Genomic DNA, 16579 nt, shown 5'->3' on the forward strand with positions numbered 1-16579 from the left:
CTTATTGCCCGAGTTGCTGGTCGATGACGGCCTTCAGGTAGCTCATGAACCGGGTCTGCGACCCGATCAGGTACCAGGGTCCGATCAGTTCTTCGGCATGGAAACCGTTCTCGTCATGGATCCCGATCCAGAGCGACGAGCCCGTCGGACCGTAGCGCTCGACGATCTCACGGTTCTCCGGCACTTCCACATCGATGTGGCTGAAGACAAGCCGCCCTGATTCGAGGTCCTCTGCATAATAGGTGTTCACCGTCATCTCGGCGAGGTCGCCGAGGATGATGCAGGACGTACACCGGTTTGAGCCGTAGAAATGGAAGAGCTCGACTTTCTCGACATTCGATCCGGTATAGGCGACCTCGGTCGACTGACCATCCGCCGCCCTCTCTTCCTCTCCCAGGCATCCCGCGGCGATCACCGCCAGCGATACGATGACGAGGAGCAGGGCGAGGACGGCAATCCGGTAATTCTTCATATGTGTTCGTGGTTTCATCATCCCTTCTCCCTGATTATGGGCGAGCGCACCGGCACGGCGGCGCCCTGGTCTTCGAGAAACAGATGGTCTTTCGCGTTGTTCATTTCCTGCACTCCCCCATCGCCGCCCGCACGGCGGCGGCGAGGCATTCGATCTCGGCGTACTGCGGATCGTCCATCCCCCGTTTTTTGATCCCGCATGCGGTGGCGACGACGTGCAGGTCGGGTTCGACACCGAGCGCCCGCACCTTCTTCATCCCGCAGCAGTCCTCGCACCCGTCCAGAATCAGGATGCGGTCGGCGTGCCTGACGGCGTCCTCCAGCGCCGCCGCCCGCGCCCCGACGCAGGCCTCGATCTGGCCGCCGCAACGGTGCAGGAGGGCCGTCCCGGTCTGTGCGGTCAGTTTTCCGGTGCTCGAGATCCCCGAGCAGGCGACGACGGTGAACGCCATCTATAACGCCCCGAAGGTCGCATCGATCCAGGCGGCGATCTCGTCCCGGATCCGGCGCACGCCGTCCATGACCTCCCCGTCGCTCCCGGTAAGACGCGAGGGGTCGGGGAAACTCCGGTGCACCGTCTCCTTCGCCCAGGGAAAGAGCGGGCAGGTGCCGCCCTCGCAGACGGCGACCAGCACGTCCATCTCCTCTCCTGCAAAGGTGGAGATGTGCTTCGAGTGGTGCCCGGAGATGTCGATCCCGATCTCGGCCATCGCACGGACCGCATACGGGTTCAACCCGCCGGTCTCGGTCCCGGCGGAGTACGCCTCGTAGCGGTCGCCGTAGCGGGCGTTCATGTAGCCCTCGGCCATCTGCGAACGCCCGGCGTTGTGAGTGCAGACAAAGAGCACGCGTCGTTTCATCTGACCAGATCCTTCTTTTAGAGTTCGGAGCAGGAGCCCGGCGCGCTCTTCCGCTCTTTTGCAAGCGCCGCATATGCGTGTTTGCCGCGGGAGTGGGGGAGCGCCCGGCCTGCAAGGTGTTTGAGGTGCGCAACAATCGCCGGCAGTTCTCCGGCCGGGAAGCCGAGAACCGCCTCTCCCGGCGCCATATCGGTGGCGTCCCGGCATCCGTAGCAGCCAAGCCCGTAGTTGAGGCGCTGCTCGACATACGGGATGATCGTCGAGTCCACGCAGGTCGCCTGGAGCACCGCCGTCGAACCGCGGACGCGCTCGCCGCCGTGGGCGTGCATGTACGAGAGGGCGATCCACATCAGCTTCTCGGTCTCGTCCTCGACCACCACGAGATCAGGGATCTCTTCGGCCAGGTCGAGCGGGAAGAGGTCGATCTGCCTGACCGACCCCATCTCAAGGACGGTCATGCCCTCGAACATCTTCGCCCCGACCGCCTCTTCGGCGGTGATCCCGAACCCGACCAGCCCTTTGCCGGTCCTGAGCGGTTCAGGGAGAGGTTTAAACCCGAAGGCGCGTGCCGCCGCCGGACAGGCGATCGTCTCGCCGGTGACGACGACGTGCTCGCCGTGCCGCGCCCGCATCAGCGCCTGGCAGTAGCGGTTGCCCTCTGCCCTGACCGCACCCGGCACGGGAGCGTCGGTCTTCAGCAGCCTGACCCCGACCGGGGAGCCGCGGAGGCCCAGGATCTCTTTCATCGCGAACCCTGCGGACCTGATCTCATCGATGGTCTTCATCATACGTACAGAGATTCAAAAATATTTGAAACTGATCATCTGACGACGAGCACATGCGCCCGTGCGCCGTGGACCACCGCCCCGGTCACCCCGCCAAGAAGGGACCGAATCGCGCTGTGCCGCCCTTTTGCCCCCATGACAATGAGCGTCGGCTCAAACGTCTCCTCGACCCCCAGGATCTCGTCGATGGCGTTGCCGGTCACAAGCATCGTGACGACCTGCGGGATCCCGAGGGGTTCGAAGCGCTGTTTCAGGTTGGCAAGGCGTGCGGCGTCCTTCCGGTTGAACTCAGAGATCTGCTCCTGCGAGGCCGTCCAGAGGCGTCGGGTGTCCTGGACGTGCATGATCACCAGGCGCCCGGGCCGGGCCCCGGCCATCCACTCGATGAAGGGGATGCACCGCTCTGCATCCCCGGAGAAGTCGGTCAGGTAGAGGACCCGGCGGAAGATCCGATCGGTCGTGAGGGTGCAGGCGTCCGGGTCCCCTTCCTTCATCACGGTCAGGCGGAGGATCAGGAGCGGCACCGTCGCATGGGCGAGGACGTTCTCGGTCTGGCTCCCCAGGACCACCCGGGGGATCAGGGAGCGCCCGTGCGAGCCCATCACGATGAGGGACGGCGGCGCCGCCTCGGCCCGCTCCAGGATCTCGATCCAGGGGATGCCGGCGACGACCTCGGCCCCGACATCGGGGACGCCGCAGGTCTCCAGGCGTTTTGTCCACCCGTCCATCACCTCGCGGTCGTGCGCATGAATGCCGGGATCGCCCGCCGTCTCCCTGATGTTGATCACGTACAGCAGTTCCACCCGCTCCACACCGAGGCGGGCGATCTCCTCCACGGCCGGCGCCATAGCGGCGGCCGCACCGTGGATCTCCAGCGGGACAAGCATCGAGTCCATCTTCATGTCGGTTCACTCCTGAACATTCCCTGCGTGCGCAGGCAGATTTTTACGAGCATCAGCATCACCGGCACCTCGATCAAGACGCCGACGACCGTCGCAAGCGCCGCCCCCGACCCCAGGCCGAAGAGGATCGTCGCCGTTGCGATCGCCACCTCAAAATGGTTCGAGGCGCCGATCATCCCGGCCGGGGCGGCGTCCCGGTAGGGGAGGCCGATCCTCGGGGCCAGGACGAAATACCCCAGGGTGAAGATGAGCACCGTCTGGATGAAGAGCGGGACGGCGATCCAGAGGATCGTCAGGGGGTTCTCGACGATGACCTCGCCCTTGAAGGTGAAGAGGAGGACCAGGGTGCCGAGAAGGGCGACGATCGAGACCGGGGTGAGCAGGTTCAAAAACCGCGTCTCAAACCACGCCATCCCTTTCTTTGCGATGATCCACTTCCTGGTGACGTAGCCTGCGACGAGAGGGAGGGCGACGTACACCGAGACCGAGAGGAGGATCGTCTCCCAGGGGATCGGCATGGCGTTCACGCCGAGGAGGAACCCGCCGAGCGGGGCGTAGAGCACCAGCATCGTGAGGGAGTTGATCGCCACCATGATCAGGGTGAGGCCGTCGTTGCCCTTTGCCAGGTAGCTCCACATCAACACCATCGCCGTGCACGGGGCGATCCCGAGGAGGATGCACCCGGCGACGTAGCTCCGCCAGAGTTCGACGGTGCTCCCGTCGGCGAGCACCTCGGTCCCGGGGATGAACCCGACAAAGACGTATCCCAGGAAGAAGGTGGCGAGGATGTACATCGTGAAGGGCTTGACCGCCCAGTTCACGAAGAGGGTGAGGGCGACGGGTCTCGGGGTCCGGGCCGCCCTGAGCACCTCGGCGAAGTCGATCTTCACCATGATCGGGTACATCATGAAGAAGAGGGCGATCGCGATCGGGATCGAGACCTGGTAGACCGAAAACGAGTCGAGGGCGACGGCGACGCCCGGGGCGGCGCGGCCGAGGGCGATCCCGGCGACGATGCAGAGCGCCACCCAGACCGTGAGATATTTCTCGAAGGTGGAGAGACGGCGTTCGGTCATGGCTCCAGCGCCCGCAGTGCGGCTTTCAGGATCAGGTCGGCGGGGAGGGCCTCGTGGGTCTCGCCCCCGCAGACGATCGCCCGGCACGAGGCATCGGTCCCGGTGATGCAGGAGCAGGAGGCGCAGGGGGTCATCTCCACCCGCACCTCGTCGAGGAGGTCCTCGATGGGGATGCCGTTGAAGAGGATCGTGTTGGACTCGGCGATCCGCTCCGGCGGGAGGACCGTCTCGGTCACCCGCACCCTGATCCGCCGGGCCGAGAGCGCCGGGCGGATGGCGGCGACGACCTCATTGAGGGTGCGCCCGGTCGCCGCACACCGTTCGCAGGTCGCATCCACGCTCTCACCGATGTGCCGCCATTCCACGAGAAGGGTGCCGGCCATTTTTCCCCTCCTCTAACAGCCCCCGCCGCAGCCGCACCCGCAGCCGCCGTTCCCCGGCTTTTTCTCTTCGGGGGCGGGCTTCGCCTCAGTCCGGCCCCGCCCCTCCCAGGCCGCCGACACGACCGTCTCGATATCGTCGTCGGTGTAGGACCGCGACGGCCCCTTGGCGATGCCGAGGTCGGTGACGACCAGGTGCTGCCCCACGGGAACGCCCTGCGCCTCTGCGATCTTCTTTGCGCAGAGCATCGGACACCCGTCGAGGACGACGACCTCATCGGCGCTCTTTGCGTTCCTGACCAGTCCTTCGGCGCCGGTGGCGAGCAGGGCGACGCAGGCGATGCTCCCGAACCCCTCTTCGGTCAGCTGGACGGCGGCGAGGTTCGTGATCTGCCCGGTGTTCGCCTGCCCGGCGCACGGGAAGATGACCCGCTTCGCCTCGTTCTGCCCGCAGGTGCAGGTGGGTGTCTCTGCCACTTCAGTTCGCCCCCTGCAGGATCTCCTTGAGCTCTTTGACGTCGGCCACCCGGCCCGAGACCAGCAGTTCGCCGTCGACGATCAGTGCCGGGGTCAGCATCACGCCCTTATCCATGATGGCGGTGATATCCTCCACCTTCTCGATCTCGGCGGAGATACCGAGTTCCGCGACCGCAGATTCGACGTTCTTTGCCAGGCGTTTGCATTTCATGCATCCGGTTCCGAGGATTTCAATCTTCATGGTGTCACCTTTTTCTCGTACTCCCTGAGCAGGGCCGTCCGGTAGGCCGCTTCGGCCGCGCGGGGTACGTAGTTGTAGATCGTGATCTGTTTCATCAGTTCGTCGGCGATGGCGTCGGCGCCGGCGAGGTGCATCTCCCGCACCTCGTCGATGGCGTCGTCGAGCATGGTCAGGCCGACGACGATCCCGCCGACCTCGATCTGCCTGATCCGCCGCATCGCCTCGGCGGCGCAGCACGGTTTTGTGCGTTCTGTCATGTATTGTTCACCCCAGGATCAGGCCGTACGCGAACCCCGCGAGGGCCGAGAAGACGATCACGAGCACTGCATAGACGGCGGTCTTCTTCGGCCCCATGATCCGGGAGATCACCAGGAGCGAGGGCAGACTCACGCTCGGTCCCGAGAGGAGGAGGGCGAGCGCCGGGCCGCCGGCCATCACGCCCGAGGTGTAGCCGAAGGTGGTGCCGATCACCGGCACCTCGAGGAGCGTGGGCATGTACAGGATCGTCCCGACGATCGAGGCGAGCAGGGTCGACTGGAGGGAGTTCGTCCCGAAGAAGGGGCCGAAGGTCTCGGGCGGGAGGAAGTAGGCGAGCATCCCGAGGGCGAAGGTGCCGATGAGGAGGATCGGGAAGATCTTCTTCGTGAGGTCCCAGGTCTCCCAGCCCCACTCGGTCACCTCGTCCCGCTCGAAGAAGTAGATGAGGAGGTAGGCCGTGCCCAGGGTGAGGGCGTAGATGACCGGGAACTTGATCATCCAGTCGGCCTGGGCGGTGCCGGCGATCAGGATCCCGACGAGCATGACGAAGAACGCCGGGACGACCCAGCGGGGGCGCTCCTCCCCGCCGCCGGCGGGCACCTGCGGCATCGCCGCCATCTTCTGCCGCGTCTCGACATCGTGGGAGCGGAAGAGGGCGGCCATGACAAGACCGATGACGATCGCCAGGATGATTGCAAAGGCCGCCCGCGCAAGCCCCAGGTCGAAGCCGAGGACCTTTGCCGTATAGACAATCGCCAGGATGTTGATCGCCGGCCCGGCGTACAGGAAGGTCGTCGCCGGCCCGATGCCGCTGCCCCGCTTGAAGAGCCCGGCGAACATCGGCAGGATCGTGCAGGAGCAGACGGCGAGCACCGTCCCTGAGACCGAGGCGAGGCCGTAGGCGACGCTCTTCTTCGCGTCCGGGCTGAAGTACTTCAGGATCGCCTCCTTCTTGATGAACGCCGCAATGGCGCCGGCGATGAAGAACGCCGGGACCAGGCAGGTGACGACGTGCTCGGCGAGGTAGCCGAGCAGGGTCTCCCAGCCCATGAGGAGCGAGCCAATGAGGATGTCTATCATGATCTTCTCTCTTGTGCTGTTGGTGAGTGTGGTGTGTTCCGTCTCTTTTTATGCCGGGAGCATGACGCCGAAGGCGAACCCGGCAAGGACGGCGATCCCGAGCACGGTGACGACGAAGGCCGCCACCAGACGCCGCTCGAAGATCGCCGAGAGCAGGGTGATCTCCGGGATGCTCGCCCCGGCGCCGCCGATGATCAGGGCCATCACCGCCCCGGCGCCCATCCCCTTCTGGAGGAGGACGGCGCTGATCGGGATGATCGTCTCGGCCCTGATATACATTGGTATGCCGATCAGGGCGGCGGCCGGGATGGCGAGGGGGTTGTCAGGCCCGGCGACCGAGATGATGAGGTCGGCCGGGACGAAACCGTAGATGAAGGCCCCGATGGCGGCGCCGAGGACGAGGTACGGGAAGACCTGGCGGAAGAGCGAGACGGCGAAGTGCAGGGCGGCGGAGAACCGCGGGCCGTGACGCTCCGCAAAGGTGCCCCCCTCGCACCCGCACGCCGGCGCCGACGCCATCCCCTCGACGGTCACCTCCTTCACGTATCGCGCAAACCCGAGCCGCCCCAGGAGGGTGGCGAGCACGAGGGCGGCGCAGAAGGTGATGATGGCGTACATCGCCGTCGGCACCGGGCCGATGAGAGCGGCCAGGAGGGAGAGGATCACCGGGTTTAAGAGGGGCGAGGCGAGCAGGAAGGCCATGCAGGCGGCGAACGGGATCCCGGCGTTGAGCAGCCCGACCAGGATCGGGATCGTGGAGCAGGAGCAGAAGGGCGTGAGCGCCCCGAAGAAGCCGCCGAGGACGGTGGAGGCGCCCTCGCCCCGTCCGGCCAGGGTCCGCCTGATCCGCTCCTCAGGGATGTAGGCCTGGAGCAGACCGACCAGGAAACTGACCCCGACAAAGAGGACGACCAGTTCCCCGGCGATCACGACGAAGAACCCGCCGGCTTCAAGAAGCGTCTCAGTGAGCGCCGTCGCTCTCCCTCCGTCCCGTTCCCGGACCCATCACCCTCACTTACTCCTTCTCTTCGGCCTTCTTCTCTTTCGGTACGATCTTCACGCCGCCGCAGCAGCCGCATCCGCAGTCCTGTCCGCCCATCGAGCGCAGGCGGGAGAGGAACCCGCCTTCTCTCTTCACCGTATCTTTTTCAGTCAATTTCATCACCATGTGGGAGAGTTTCAAATTTGTTTGAATCTTCGATTGGCGGCGCAGGAGTATATAGGTTGCGGTTTCACTAATTTTTGAAATAGGCAGGGCGGTGCAGGGCCCGCGCCTGACCGAACCCTATATCTGGCATCATTTCATAATCTTTTGAACTATAGGAGGAGAAACGAGCGTGGACGAGAAGAAGTGTTGTGGAGAGGGATACCGCGGCATTCCCCTGGAGATCGAAGCCTCGCTCTGCCGGTGCGGCGGCATCGAAGGGTTGATCGAGCGCCTGCCCCCCGACGCCGCGATCGCGGCGAGGTGCGCCGCCCACCGGGCGCTCGCCGACCCCTTCCGCCAGAAGATCCTCGCCATGCTCGCCGTCCAGCCCCTCTGCGTCTGCGTGATCAAGGCGGTGCTCGAGATCGCCGACTCCAAACTCTCCTACCACCTCTCGGTGCTGAAAAAAGCCGGACTGATCCAGGGCGATCAGCAGGGCAACTGGATCATCTACCGCCTCACCGGCGAGGGCGAGCGGTGGGCGCCGCCCCGCACCTGAATCAGATCCGCCCCCCAACCGTGCGCTCGTGCAGGGCCATCGCGACCGCACCGAAGAGGAGGGCGAACCCGGCAAGGGCGGCGAGATCGGCGATCACCGGGAAGGTGTGGGTGTCCAGGAGGGCGTAGCGGGCGATATCGGTGAAATAGGTGAGCGGCGAGCATACGGCCAGGGCCTGCCCCCAGAGCGGGAGTTCCTCCACCGGGACGAAGACGCCGCTGATGAAGATGAGCGGGAACTTCACCAGGGACGAGAGCATCATGACGTTCGAGGGGGTGTTCGTCGGCGGCGTCGAGAGGAGGAGGCCGAACGCCGAGAAGCAGACGGCCCCGAGGACGATCCCGGCGAGGAGGGCGAGCGGGTGGAGGGGCGGCGCCCCGGCGGCCCACCCGATCCCGACCGGGACGGCGGCGATGAGGAGGGTGAAGACGAGCGACGCCAGCATATCCCCGGCGACGAGCGTGCGCATCGTGATCGGGGCGGCGAGCAGGCGCTCCAGGGTCCGTGCCTGCGCCTCCCAGGGCTGGATCACCGGCGATACGGCGGTGGCGGTGAAGAAGAGGCTCATCGCCAGGAGGCCCGATACGAGAAACGGCGCCGAGAGCCCCCGGTTGCCGACGGCGAAGGCGAGGAAGAGGAAGAGCGGCATGAAGAGCCCGAAGATCACCACCGGCCCCTTCGCGTAGTAGATCCTGATGTCCTTTTTCGTGATAGCAAGGGCGCGGCGCATCTGCTCGAACGGGTGCTCCGGGTTCATCCCGTCCCCTCCGTCAGTCTGAGGAACGCCTCGTCCAGGGTCGGCGCCGGGGTGTTCAGGCGCACGATCCGCAGACTCTCTGCCCCGGCGAATCCGACGAGGGCGCGGACGGCGGCGTCCACGTCCGCGGTGGCGATCACCCACCGGTCCCCTTCCCGGTCGGCAGAGACGATCCCGGCCAGGGCCGCAAGGGCGCCCGCCTCCACCCGACCGTCAAAACTCACTTCGACGGTGTGGAGACGCTCGATCGCCATCTTCAGGCGTTCCGGGGCGTCGAGAGCGACGATCCGGCCCGTGCGCATGATCGCCACCCGGTCGCAGAGGCGGTTCGCCTCGTCCATGTTGTGGGTGGTGAGGAAGATCGTCGTCCCGGCGGCGTTGAGGTCGCGCAGCATCGAGAGGATCAGGTGCGTGCTCTGGACGTCGAGCCCCCCGGTCGGTTCGTCCAGGAAGAGGAGATCGGGCTCGTGCAGGAGGGCCATCGCGAGGATGAGCCGCTGCTTCATCCCCTTCGAGAACCCCTGCACCCGGTCGTCCTGCCGCTCGAAGAGGCCGAGGGCCGAAAGGAGCGCCTCAGCCCGGCGTTCGGCCTTCGAGCGTTCGAGGCCGTAGAGCCCGGCGACGAGCATCAGGTTCTGCCTGGCGGTCAGGTCGGCGTAGGCGTTCGCCGTCTCGGGCACGACGCCGAAACCCTGTTTCGCCCGCACCGGCGCCCTGACGATATCGTGCCCCAGGATCCGGGCCGACCCGCCGTCCGGCCTGATCACCCCGGTGAGCATCCGGACCGTCGTGGTCTTGCCGGCGCCGTTCGGCCCCAGGAACCCGAAGACCTCGCCCCGGCGCACCGAGAACGAGACGCCGTCGACCGCCGCGACCCCGTTGAAGGTCTTCCTCAGGCCGGCGGCCTCGATGGCATATTCCCCGCCGTCCCTCTCCTGCACGCCGTCCATATCCCGATCTCCCTCTCTCAGGGGATCGGGATAAAGGTGCGGGCCTATTTCTCCCGCGAGAAACCCCGGTCCAGCGTCGCCTGGCTCTCCTCGTTCAGCCCGGTGACATAGACCGATTTCCCGTGCTGCTGGTAGCGGTGGACCACCCGCGTGATCGCCTCGACCCCTGACTGGTCCCAGATATGCGAGTGCGAGAAATCGATCCGCACCCGCACCGGGTCGCCGGCATAGTCGAAGAGGTCCATGAAGGCCGACATCGTTCCGAAGAAGAGCTGGCCTTTCATCGTATAGACCATCGCGCCGTCCTCCCGCAGGGTTTTCGCCGCCGATATGACCGAGATCTTCCAGCCGAAGATGAGGGCGGCGAGGACGACCCCGGCGATGACGCCCTTTGCCAGGTCGTGGGTGGCGACGACGATGGCGACGGTGAGGAGCATCACGGCGGCGTCGCCCCGCGGGATCCTGGGCAGGTCGCGGACCGACTGCCACTCGAAGGTGCCGACGGCGACCATGATCATCACGCCGACCAGGGCGGCCATCGGGATCATGGCGACGATATCCCCGAGGACGATGATCAGGAAGATCAGGAAGAGGCCGGCGACGAGGGTGGAGAGGCGCCCCGACCCGCCGGACCTGACATTGATCACCGACTGCCCGATCATGGCGCACCCGGCCATGCCGCCGAAGAGGCCGGCGACGCAGTTTGCAATCCCCTGCCCCCGCACCTCGCGGTCGTTGTCCCCCTGCGTCCCGGTCATCTCGTCAATGATCGAGGCGGTGAGCAGGGACTCGATGAGCCCGACGATGACCAGGGTCACAGCGTACGGGAGGATGATGAGGAGCGTGTCGAGGGTCAGCGGGACGACCGGCAGGTGGAAAGAGGGGAGGGTGCGGGTAATCTCGCCCATGCCGCCGACGGTGAGGACGTCGAGGTGGAGGGCGACGGCGGCGGCGGTCACCGCCACGATGGCGACGAGCGCCGGCGGGACGGCCTTCGTCAGGCGGGGGAGGAGGACGATGATCGCAACCGACGCCGCCGAGAGGGCATAGACCGCCGGCGGCGCCCCGATCAGGAAGGGGAGTTGAGCGAGGAAGATCAGGATGGCGAGGGCGTTGACGAAGCCGAGCACGACCGAGTACGGGATGAACGTTATGAACCGCCCGACGTTCAAGAGGCCGAGGGCGAGCTGGATGATCCCGGTCAGGACGGTCGCCGCCAGCAGGTATTCGAGGCCGTAGTCGCGGACCAGGACGACCATGATCAGGGCCATCGACCCGGTGGCCGCCGAGATCATGCCGGGGCGCCCGCCGGCGAAGGCGATGACCACGGCGATGCAGAAGGAGGCGTAGAGCCCGACCATCGGGTCGACGCCGGCGATGATCGAGAAGGCGATCGCCTCAGGGATCAGGGCGAGGGCCACGGTCATCCCGGCCAGGGTATCCCCGCGGATATTGGAGAGCCACGCCTTTTTCAGCGCGGCAAAATCAGGGGCGATAGTGAAATTCACGGCATTTCCTCTGGATATTGAGCGTGGCACAGAGACCATGCCCCGGGCGGTGCGGCCATGCCGCGGATGACAGTATATATGGGGGCCGGTCTTTTTCAAAGTATGCCGGCGGCGCGCAGGGAGAGGCCCGGCACGGATTTAAGGTGCGATATCCCTCTGTATAGAACTGATGGGCCGGGCCGACGCCGACCGGCCCTCTGGAGGTCCTCATGTTTCATACGGTGCTTCTTGCAATAGACGGTTCGGAGAATTCCCGCCGTGCGGCCGCCACCGCCGCCGGCCTCGTCCACGACCTGGCGGGGTCGTCCCTCGCCGCGGTCTATGTCGCCGCGACCCCTGCGCAGTCCAGGATCGTGCGGGCGAACTTCGACGTCCACGCCGTCCTCGAGGAGGACGCCCGCTCGATCGCCGCCCCGATCCTCGACCTCATCGAGAAGGCGGGCGTCCCGTACACCCTGGAGGTCGGAATGGGCGATCCCGCAGCGGAGATCCTCGCCACCGCCGGGCGGGTCGGCGCCGACCTGATCGTGATCGGGAGCCGCGGGCTCGGCGCCCTCACGGGGGTCGTCCTCGGGAGCGTCAGCCAGAAGGTCGCCCAGGCCGCCGCCTGCCCGGTGATGATCGTCAAGTAGGCTTCACCACCGCGGCCGCGCCGCCCCGAAGGCCTCGGCATACCTGCTCCCCGGCACGAGCAGACTCCGGTAGCGGTTCAGCCCCAGGGCGATCTCGTCGTAGGCGTGCACGCCGCACTGCGAGGCGTGGCAGCGGACCGCCTCCCCTTTTCTCTCGGCGACGCCGGTGATATCGAGCGCCGTCGCCGGTTCTGCGAGCGGCGTCCAGACCTCGTACAGGCGGATCTCCCCCACCTGGTGCGGGGTCTCGCCGAGGTCGGGGAAATGGGGTGTTCCGGCCCGCCTGACGGCGTCGATCGCCGCCGCGGCGAGGGCGGCGTGGTCGGGGTGGGCGTCGCCTCCGTGGTGGACGTAAACGATCGCCGGGCGCACCTCCCTGACGGCCCGACCGATCGCGGCGACCAGAGGATAGCCCGCATAGGCGAGGCGGCCGTCGGGAAAGTCCAGGAAGACCGGCGGTTCCGCCCCCAGGACGGCGCACGCCTCCGCGGCCTCGGCCCGGCGCCGTGCGGCCGTTTCATCTTCAGGGGCGCCCAACGCCCCGGCCTCCCCGGCGGTGGCGTAGAGCACCGTCACCCGGTCGCCGGCGGCGGCGTGGAGGGCCAGGCTCCCGCCGCACCCGATCTCGGGGTCGTCAGGGTGCGCCCCGAGGGCAAGCACATGCATGGAGGGGGATCGTCCCGGTCAGGCAAATATCTGCCGGGCAGGCGTCAGACAGGAGGATGAATATTCACATAATCGCAAACATACACGCAAAAATCCAGATTTCAAGGTAAAAGAATTTATATTCTTGAAATTTTATGGATAATCGCCACAAAAAAATTTATTTTCCCCCGCGTGCACCACTCCAGGGGGACGTCATGGTATCACCTGTTGAACAGCATATTTTTCATAAAGACTGGATAGACCTCTGGTTTTCCGTGCCGCACCGTTACCCTTCGCGGCCGACCCAATATGATCTTTCCTGCACACTCCACACCCTTGCCGGCGCCGTCAAGACCACCTTCGCCACCGCCCGCGCCCGGGACCTCACGGCCCGGGGAGAGCCTCCGGTCGTGCTCGACTATGCCGGACGCACCTGTTTTCATCCCGATGCCGGCACCCTCCCCTCGTTTCGGATCCTCACCAGAAAGACCACCGACCCGGCCGCGGTGGAGTTCCTGATCGTCCCGCGGGACCGCTACTCGCTCCGCACCCTCGCCACCGACCGCGCCGCCCTCCTGGAGGTGAACCGGATGCTTGCCGCCAGGTACGGGTTTTCGGGCATGCCCTCGGCCCGGACCTGCGCCGGCTTCGACGAGGACGGCGAACCGGTCGGGCGGGTCTGGTACGGCCCGCTCTCGATGCGCTACCTGATGCGCGACCGGATCAGGACGGCGGTGAGCGACCTCTTCTATGACAAATTCTGCTTCTTCCAGACGGTCTTCGACGAGATCCAGACCTTTCAGAACGGCGGCATGAGCGAGTATGCCGCCTCATGGCTCGACCGGGTGAACACCATCGTCGACGAGGAACTCGACCGGTTGAAGAGCGACCGCCGCACCCTCGAAAAACAGAAACGAGCGATTCACACCTTTCTCCACAACCTCCACCACCGGGAAGCGATGTCACGGATGCACTGAGTCCCCGGCGACCGCCCGCACCTCTACCGGCATCCCGATCACCTTCAGGTAGACCCGGCGCATCCGCCGCGCCGGGTGCCAGCCGTACAGGAAAAACTGCACCGGTTCCCAGAGGGCGACCCAGCCGATGATGATGAAACTCTCCCGGATCACGGCGGCGAACCCGTTCGTCGTCCACGGGGTGAGGAACTGGTGCGCAGAGAGGCAGGCGAAGAGGAAGAGAAGCCCGATCGCCATATTGATCCGCCCCTCCCGGAACCGCAGCCGCATCTGCCGATTGCCGTTTCTGACGAGATAGGTAAAATGCGCCCTGACCGCCCGCTCCATCATGCGGGCGTTCTCCCCGGTCGCCGATGCGGGCGGGAGGTAGATGACGATCTTCATCGGCGTCTCCGGGGGCAGGTCGGAGACGGCGGCGAGGATGTAGTCCACGGCGTCCCTATCGAGTTCCTTCTCGTAGAAGGGCGCCGGGTCGAAGGAGTTGAAGAACTGGGCGACCGAGGAGAGCGTCATCTCGACGAGGGTCGTCCCGCCCTCGACGCGGTAATGGGAGACGAGTTCGGTCATGCAGGAGTGAGATTCTTTCTCTCCCTCCCAATAGGGTTATCTTTCATCGAGTTCAGCCGCCGCCCATACGCACTGCCCGAAGGAGATGCACCCGTCCCCGAGGGGGTAGCGGCGGTTGACCAGGAGGGAGAGGCCCGCATCCTCGACGCACCGGCGGATCGTCTCCCGGATCGCCGCGTTGTAGGCGACGCCCCCGGAGAGGGCGACCGTCCCGATCCCGCGCTCGGCGGCGGCGTCGATCGCAAGGGTCGCCACGCCGCGGGCAAGGTTGTGCTGCACCGAGGCGGCGATCCCGTGCACGTCCCTCCCGGCCGCCCCCTCGGCCGCGGCCCGTTTCAAGAGTGCGGCGGTCTGCAGGGTCCGGCAGTTCCCCTCCCGCCCATATTCGAGGTCCCACTCCTCCGCCCGCACCCCGTACGCCGCCGATTCCAGCTTCATCGCCGGTTCGCCGTCATAGGTCCGCTCCCGGCAGATCCCGAGGAGGGCGGCGGCGGCGTCGAGCACCCGTCCGGTGCTGCTGGTCCGCGCCACGTTCACCCCCCGCTCCACCTGCCGGGCGAGCACGCCGGCCTCGACCTCGCCGAGGCCGCGTGAGAGGAGGAGGCGCAGGGTCTCCTCCTCCGGCAGGATCCCATAGAGCATCCGCTCCGGGTACCGGGTCGCCAGGTCGCCGCCCGGCATCGCCACCGTCTGGAGGTGGGCGACCCGTTCGAGGTGCGGCGCCGCCCCGGCAAAGATTTCGCCGCCCCAGATCGTTCCGTCGTCGCCGTAGCCCACGCCATCGATAGCGATCCCGACGCACTCCTCCCGGGTGGCGGCGGCGATATGGGCGCGGTGGTGCTGGACGGCCACGAGTTCGGCGCCGGTCTCCGCCGCCAGTTCACGGGCGTACCTGGTCGAGAGGAACTGCGGGTGGAGGTCGTGGGCGATCACCTCGAACGAGGCCCCGAGCAGGCGCCCGATCTTCTCCACCGTCTCCTGCAGGTAGGCGAGGGTCTGCGGGTTCCGCACATTGCCCACGTGCGGCGAGGTGACCGCAAACCCGTTCCGGTAGATCGTCGTCGTGGCGTTGAGTTCGGGCCCGACGCCCAGGATGCAGCGCCCCCCGAGATCGATCGCCGCCCGCATCGGCGCCATCCCCCGCGAGAGCCTGATGATATGCCCGTCCCGCACCACCGAATCGTCGCAGCGGTTGACGATCTCCCGGTCGTGCACGAGAAAGGCGTCCGCCGTCCCGCGGAGGCGCTCGACGGCGTCGGCGGTGGCGGTGATCATCGGCGTCCCCGGCATGTTCGCCGAGGTCATCACCAGCAGGTCGTGGCCGAGGCGGGCGAAGAGGAGGTGGTGGAGCCCGGTGTACGGGAGCATCACCCCGATCGTGTGGAGGGAGGAGATCCCCCTGTTCCCGGCGGGGTCACGCTTCTCCATCACCACGATCGGGTGCACGCGGTCCCGCAGCGCCCCCCAATCCTCCTCGGTCGGGGAGGCGTAGCGCTCGACGGCGTCCTCCCGCACCATCACCGCCAGGGGCTGTTCCTGCCTGCCGAGGCGCCCCTTCAGCACGCCTGCCGCCTCTTCGGTGCAGGCGAGGTGGAAGCCCCCGAGCCCGCGGACGGCGAGGATCTGCCCGGCGTCGAGCATCGCCGCCGCAGCGGCGACCGGGTCGGCGCACGCCCTCTCCGTCCCGTCCGGCCCCAGGAGGGCGAGGGACGGCCCGCACGACGCACAGGCGATCGTCTGGGCGTGATGGCGGCGGCACGCCGGATCGGCGTACTCGGCCCCGCAGGGCGTGCAGGTCGGGAATGCGTCCATCGCCGTCCGTTCCCGGTCGTACGGGAGGGTTTTTATGATGCTGTAGCGGGGGCCGCAGTTGACGCACGAGGTCGCCCAGTATCCCTCGTAGCGCCCGCCCGGCGTGAAGATGTCCCTGATGCAATCGTCGCAGACGGCGACGTCCGGCGGGATCATCCCGTCGAGCGATCCCTGGCCGCTCGACCGGATCACAAACCCCGGCCCGACCTCCTCGTCCAGCGGGAAAACGTCCACGGCGTCGATCGTCGAGAGGACCGTACCCTTCGAGACCTCGGCACAGAACTCAGAAAAGCGCGCACCGGCAGCGGCGATCTCCACCCGGCTCCCGAGGTTCTTCACCCAGCCTGAAATTGCGTATTTCTCGGCGAGAGCATAGACGAACGGCCTGAATCCAACCCCCTGCACAATACCGCGGATGACGATTTTCCCTCTGTTTTGCATTCAAGACCTGCAAAAACTTATTGTGTGATAGAGCGATATATAAATAGGGTTTTT

At 66.3% G+C, this 16579-nt stretch carries 22 protein-coding genes; 3 read left to right on the forward strand and 19 right to left on the reverse strand.

Annotation, left to right across the window (positions count from 1 at the left end):
* Position 1: 1 nt before the first annotated feature.
* From METLI_RS10840 to METLI_RS13235, 13 genes are all read right to left on the reverse strand, one after another.
* The gene (locus METLI_RS10840) at positions 2-490 is read right to left on the reverse strand and encodes a nitrophenyl compound nitroreductase subunit ArsF family protein (protein WP_004040386.1); all 489 of its coding nucleotides are present in this window, start codon (positions 488-490) and stop codon (positions 2-4) included.
* A gap of 82 nt (positions 491-572) precedes the next feature.
* Positions 573-923, reverse strand: a complete 351-nt coding sequence (locus METLI_RS10845; protein ID WP_004040387.1) for a putative zinc-binding protein — start codon at positions 921-923, stop codon at positions 573-575.
* Entirely contained in the window at positions 924-1331 is a 408-nt protein-coding gene (locus METLI_RS10850) for an arsenate reductase ArsC (protein ID WP_004040388.1), read from the reverse strand. It lies immediately after the preceding gene.
* Between the two features lie 17 nt (positions 1332-1348).
* Positions 1349-2116 carry a DUF169 domain-containing protein gene (locus METLI_RS10855; RefSeq protein ID WP_004040389.1) on the reverse strand — a complete coding sequence of 256 codons (768 nt, stop codon included), beginning with the start codon at positions 2114-2116 and terminating at the stop codon, positions 1349-1351.
* A 35-nt stretch (positions 2117-2151) separates the two neighbouring features.
* Entirely contained in the window at positions 2152-3018 is an 867-nt protein-coding gene (locus tag METLI_RS10860; RefSeq protein WP_004040390.1) for a universal stress protein, read from the reverse strand.
* Positions 3015-4094 (reverse strand): ACR3 family arsenite efflux transporter, encoded by a 1080-nt coding sequence (arsB, locus tag METLI_RS10865; protein ID WP_004040391.1) that lies wholly within the window; start codon positions 4092-4094, stop codon positions 3015-3017. The genes METLI_RS10860 and arsB overlap by 4 nt, the downstream gene beginning before the upstream one ends.
* Complete coding sequence (locus METLI_RS10870) at positions 4091-4477, reverse strand: DUF2703 domain-containing protein (RefSeq protein ID WP_004040392.1); 387 nt, start codon at positions 4475-4477, stop codon at positions 4091-4093. Before METLI_RS10870 ends, arsB begins: the two co-directional genes overlap by 4 nt.
* A gap of 12 nt (positions 4478-4489) precedes the next feature.
* Positions 4490-4951 carry a putative zinc-binding protein gene (locus METLI_RS10875; protein WP_004040394.1) on the reverse strand — a complete coding sequence of 154 codons (462 nt, stop codon included), beginning with the start codon at positions 4949-4951 and terminating at the stop codon, positions 4490-4492.
* Between the two features lies 1 nt (position 4952).
* Positions 4953-5192 carry a thioredoxin family protein gene (locus METLI_RS10880; RefSeq protein ID WP_004040396.1) on the reverse strand — a complete coding sequence of 80 codons (240 nt, stop codon included), beginning with the start codon at positions 5190-5192 and terminating at the stop codon, positions 4953-4955.
* Positions 5189-5449, reverse strand: coding sequence for a hypothetical protein (locus METLI_RS10885; protein WP_004040398.1), 261 nt, complete (start codon positions 5447-5449; stop codon positions 5189-5191). The genes METLI_RS10880 and METLI_RS10885 overlap by 4 nt, the downstream gene beginning before the upstream one ends.
* Before the next feature lie 7 nt (positions 5450-5456).
* Positions 5457-6530, reverse strand: coding sequence for a permease (locus METLI_RS10890; protein WP_004040400.1), 1074 nt, complete (start codon positions 6528-6530; stop codon positions 5457-5459).
* A 48-nt stretch (positions 6531-6578) separates the two neighbouring features.
* Positions 6579-7460: a permease gene (locus METLI_RS10895; protein ID WP_004040401.1), complete on the reverse strand. Its 882-nt coding sequence runs from the start codon at positions 7458-7460 to the stop codon at positions 6579-6581.
* A gap of 85 nt (positions 7461-7545) precedes the next feature.
* Positions 7546-7713 carry a hypothetical protein gene (locus METLI_RS13235; RefSeq protein ID WP_157203272.1) on the reverse strand — a complete coding sequence of 56 codons (168 nt, stop codon included), beginning with the start codon at positions 7711-7713 and terminating at the stop codon, positions 7546-7548.
* A 154-nt stretch (positions 7714-7867) separates the two neighbouring features.
* Between METLI_RS13235 and METLI_RS10900 the strand changes: the two genes are divergently transcribed.
* Positions 7868-8236 (forward strand): ArsR/SmtB family transcription factor, encoded by a 369-nt coding sequence (locus METLI_RS10900; protein ID WP_004040405.1) that lies wholly within the window; start codon positions 7868-7870, stop codon positions 8234-8236.
* Between the two features lies 1 nt (position 8237).
* Here the strand turns inward: METLI_RS10900 and METLI_RS10905 are convergent, their stop codons facing one another.
* Genes METLI_RS10905 through METLI_RS10915 form a run of 3 tightly spaced genes read right to left on the reverse strand, consistent with a single transcriptional unit; the run spans position 8238 to position 11451 of the window.
* Positions 8238-8993 carry an ABC transporter permease gene (locus METLI_RS10905; protein ID WP_004040407.1) on the reverse strand — a complete coding sequence of 252 codons (756 nt, stop codon included), beginning with the start codon at positions 8991-8993 and terminating at the stop codon, positions 8238-8240.
* On the reverse strand, positions 8990-9943 hold the full coding sequence (locus METLI_RS10910) for a daunorubicin resistance protein DrrA family ABC transporter ATP-binding protein (RefSeq protein ID WP_004040409.1): 954 nt from the start codon (positions 9941-9943) through the stop codon (positions 8990-8992). The genes METLI_RS10905 and METLI_RS10910 overlap by 4 nt, the downstream gene beginning before the upstream one ends.
* 44 nt (positions 9944-9987) lie before the next feature.
* A complete protein-coding gene (locus tag METLI_RS10915; RefSeq protein ID WP_245529365.1) occupies positions 9988-11451 on the reverse strand; it encodes a SulP family inorganic anion transporter in 1464 nt (487 codons plus the stop codon).
* A gap of 209 nt (positions 11452-11660) precedes the next feature.
* Between METLI_RS10915 and METLI_RS10920 the strand changes: the two genes are divergently transcribed.
* On the forward strand, positions 11661-12083 hold the full coding sequence (locus METLI_RS10920; RefSeq protein ID WP_004040414.1) for a universal stress protein: 423 nt from the start codon (positions 11661-11663) through the stop codon (positions 12081-12083).
* Positions 12084-12086: 3 nt separating this feature from the next.
* Here the strand turns inward: METLI_RS10920 and METLI_RS10925 are convergent, their stop codons facing one another.
* Positions 12087-12749 (reverse strand): PIG-L deacetylase family protein, encoded by a 663-nt coding sequence (locus METLI_RS10925; protein ID WP_004040416.1) that lies wholly within the window; start codon positions 12747-12749, stop codon positions 12087-12089.
* A 194-nt stretch (positions 12750-12943) separates the two neighbouring features.
* Between METLI_RS10925 and METLI_RS10930 the strand changes: the two genes are divergently transcribed.
* Entirely contained in the window at positions 12944-13705 is a 762-nt protein-coding gene (locus METLI_RS10930) for a hypothetical protein (RefSeq protein WP_004040417.1), read from the forward strand.
* Here METLI_RS10930 and METLI_RS10935 read toward each other — a convergent pair.
* A complete protein-coding gene (locus METLI_RS10935; protein WP_004040419.1) occupies positions 13691-14272 on the reverse strand; it encodes a hypothetical protein in 582 nt (193 codons plus the stop codon). The genes METLI_RS10930 and METLI_RS10935 overlap by 15 nt on opposite strands.
* 36 nt (positions 14273-14308) lie before the next feature.
* The gene (hypF, locus tag METLI_RS10940) at positions 14309-16525 is read right to left on the reverse strand and encodes a carbamoyltransferase HypF (RefSeq protein WP_004040421.1); all 2217 of its coding nucleotides are present in this window, start codon (positions 16523-16525) and stop codon (positions 14309-14311) included.
* Positions 16526-16579 lie beyond the last annotated feature (54 nt).

The organism is Methanofollis liminatans DSM 4140 (genome assembly GCF_000275865.1).
GTDB lineage: Archaea > Halobacteriota > Methanomicrobia > Methanomicrobiales > Methanofollaceae > Methanofollis > Methanofollis liminatans.

Excerpts from the sequence above, each read along its gene's own strand:
- hypF (WP_004040421.1), bottom strand. The coding sequence starts at position 16,525 with ATGCAAAACAGAGGGAAAATCGTCATCCGCGGTATTGTGCAGGGGGTT.
- METLI_RS10890 (WP_004040400.1), bottom strand. The coding sequence starts at position 6,530 with ATGATAGACATCCTCATTGGCTCGCTCCTCATGGGCTGGGAGACCCTG.
- METLI_RS10930 (WP_004040417.1), top strand. The coding sequence starts at position 12,944 with ATGGTATCACCTGTTGAACAGCATATTTTTCATAAAGACTGGATAGAC.
- METLI_RS10935 (WP_004040419.1), bottom strand. The coding sequence starts at position 14,272 with ATGACCGAACTCGTCTCCCATTACCGCGTCGAGGGCGGGACGACCCTC.
- METLI_RS10840 (WP_004040386.1), bottom strand. The coding sequence starts at position 490 with ATGAAACCACGAACACATATGAAGAATTACCGGATTGCCGTCCTCGCC.
- METLI_RS10870 (WP_004040392.1), bottom strand. The coding sequence starts at position 4,477 with ATGGCCGGCACCCTTCTCGTGGAATGGCGGCACATCGGTGAGAGCGTG.
- METLI_RS10920 (WP_004040414.1), top strand. The coding sequence starts at position 11,661 with ATGTTTCATACGGTGCTTCTTGCAATAGACGGTTCGGAGAATTCCCGC.
- arsB (WP_004040391.1), bottom strand. The coding sequence starts at position 4,094 with ATGACCGAACGCCGTCTCTCCACCTTCGAGAAATATCTCACGGTCTGG.
- METLI_RS10845 (WP_004040387.1), bottom strand. The coding sequence starts at position 923 with ATGGCGTTCACCGTCGTCGCCTGCTCGGGGATCTCGAGCACCGGAAAA.
- METLI_RS10885 (WP_004040398.1), bottom strand. The coding sequence starts at position 5,449 with ATGACAGAACGCACAAAACCGTGCTGCGCCGCCGAGGCGATGCGGCGG.
- METLI_RS10925 (WP_004040416.1), bottom strand. The coding sequence starts at position 12,749 with ATGCATGTGCTTGCCCTCGGGGCGCACCCTGACGACCCCGAGATCGGG.
- METLI_RS10880 (WP_004040396.1), bottom strand. The coding sequence starts at position 5,192 with ATGAAGATTGAAATCCTCGGAACCGGATGCATGAAATGCAAACGCCTG.
- METLI_RS10910 (WP_004040409.1), bottom strand. The coding sequence starts at position 9,943 with ATGGACGGCGTGCAGGAGAGGGACGGCGGGGAATATGCCATCGAGGCC.
- METLI_RS10855 (WP_004040389.1), bottom strand. The coding sequence starts at position 2,116 with ATGAAGACCATCGATGAGATCAGGTCCGCAGGGTTCGCGATGAAAGAG.
- METLI_RS10850 (WP_004040388.1), bottom strand. The coding sequence starts at position 1,331 with ATGAAACGACGCGTGCTCTTTGTCTGCACTCACAACGCCGGGCGTTCG.
- METLI_RS10860 (WP_004040390.1), bottom strand. The coding sequence starts at position 3,018 with ATGAAGATGGACTCGATGCTTGTCCCGCTGGAGATCCACGGTGCGGCC.
- METLI_RS10905 (WP_004040407.1), bottom strand. The coding sequence starts at position 8,993 with ATGAACCCGGAGCACCCGTTCGAGCAGATGCGCCGCGCCCTTGCTATC.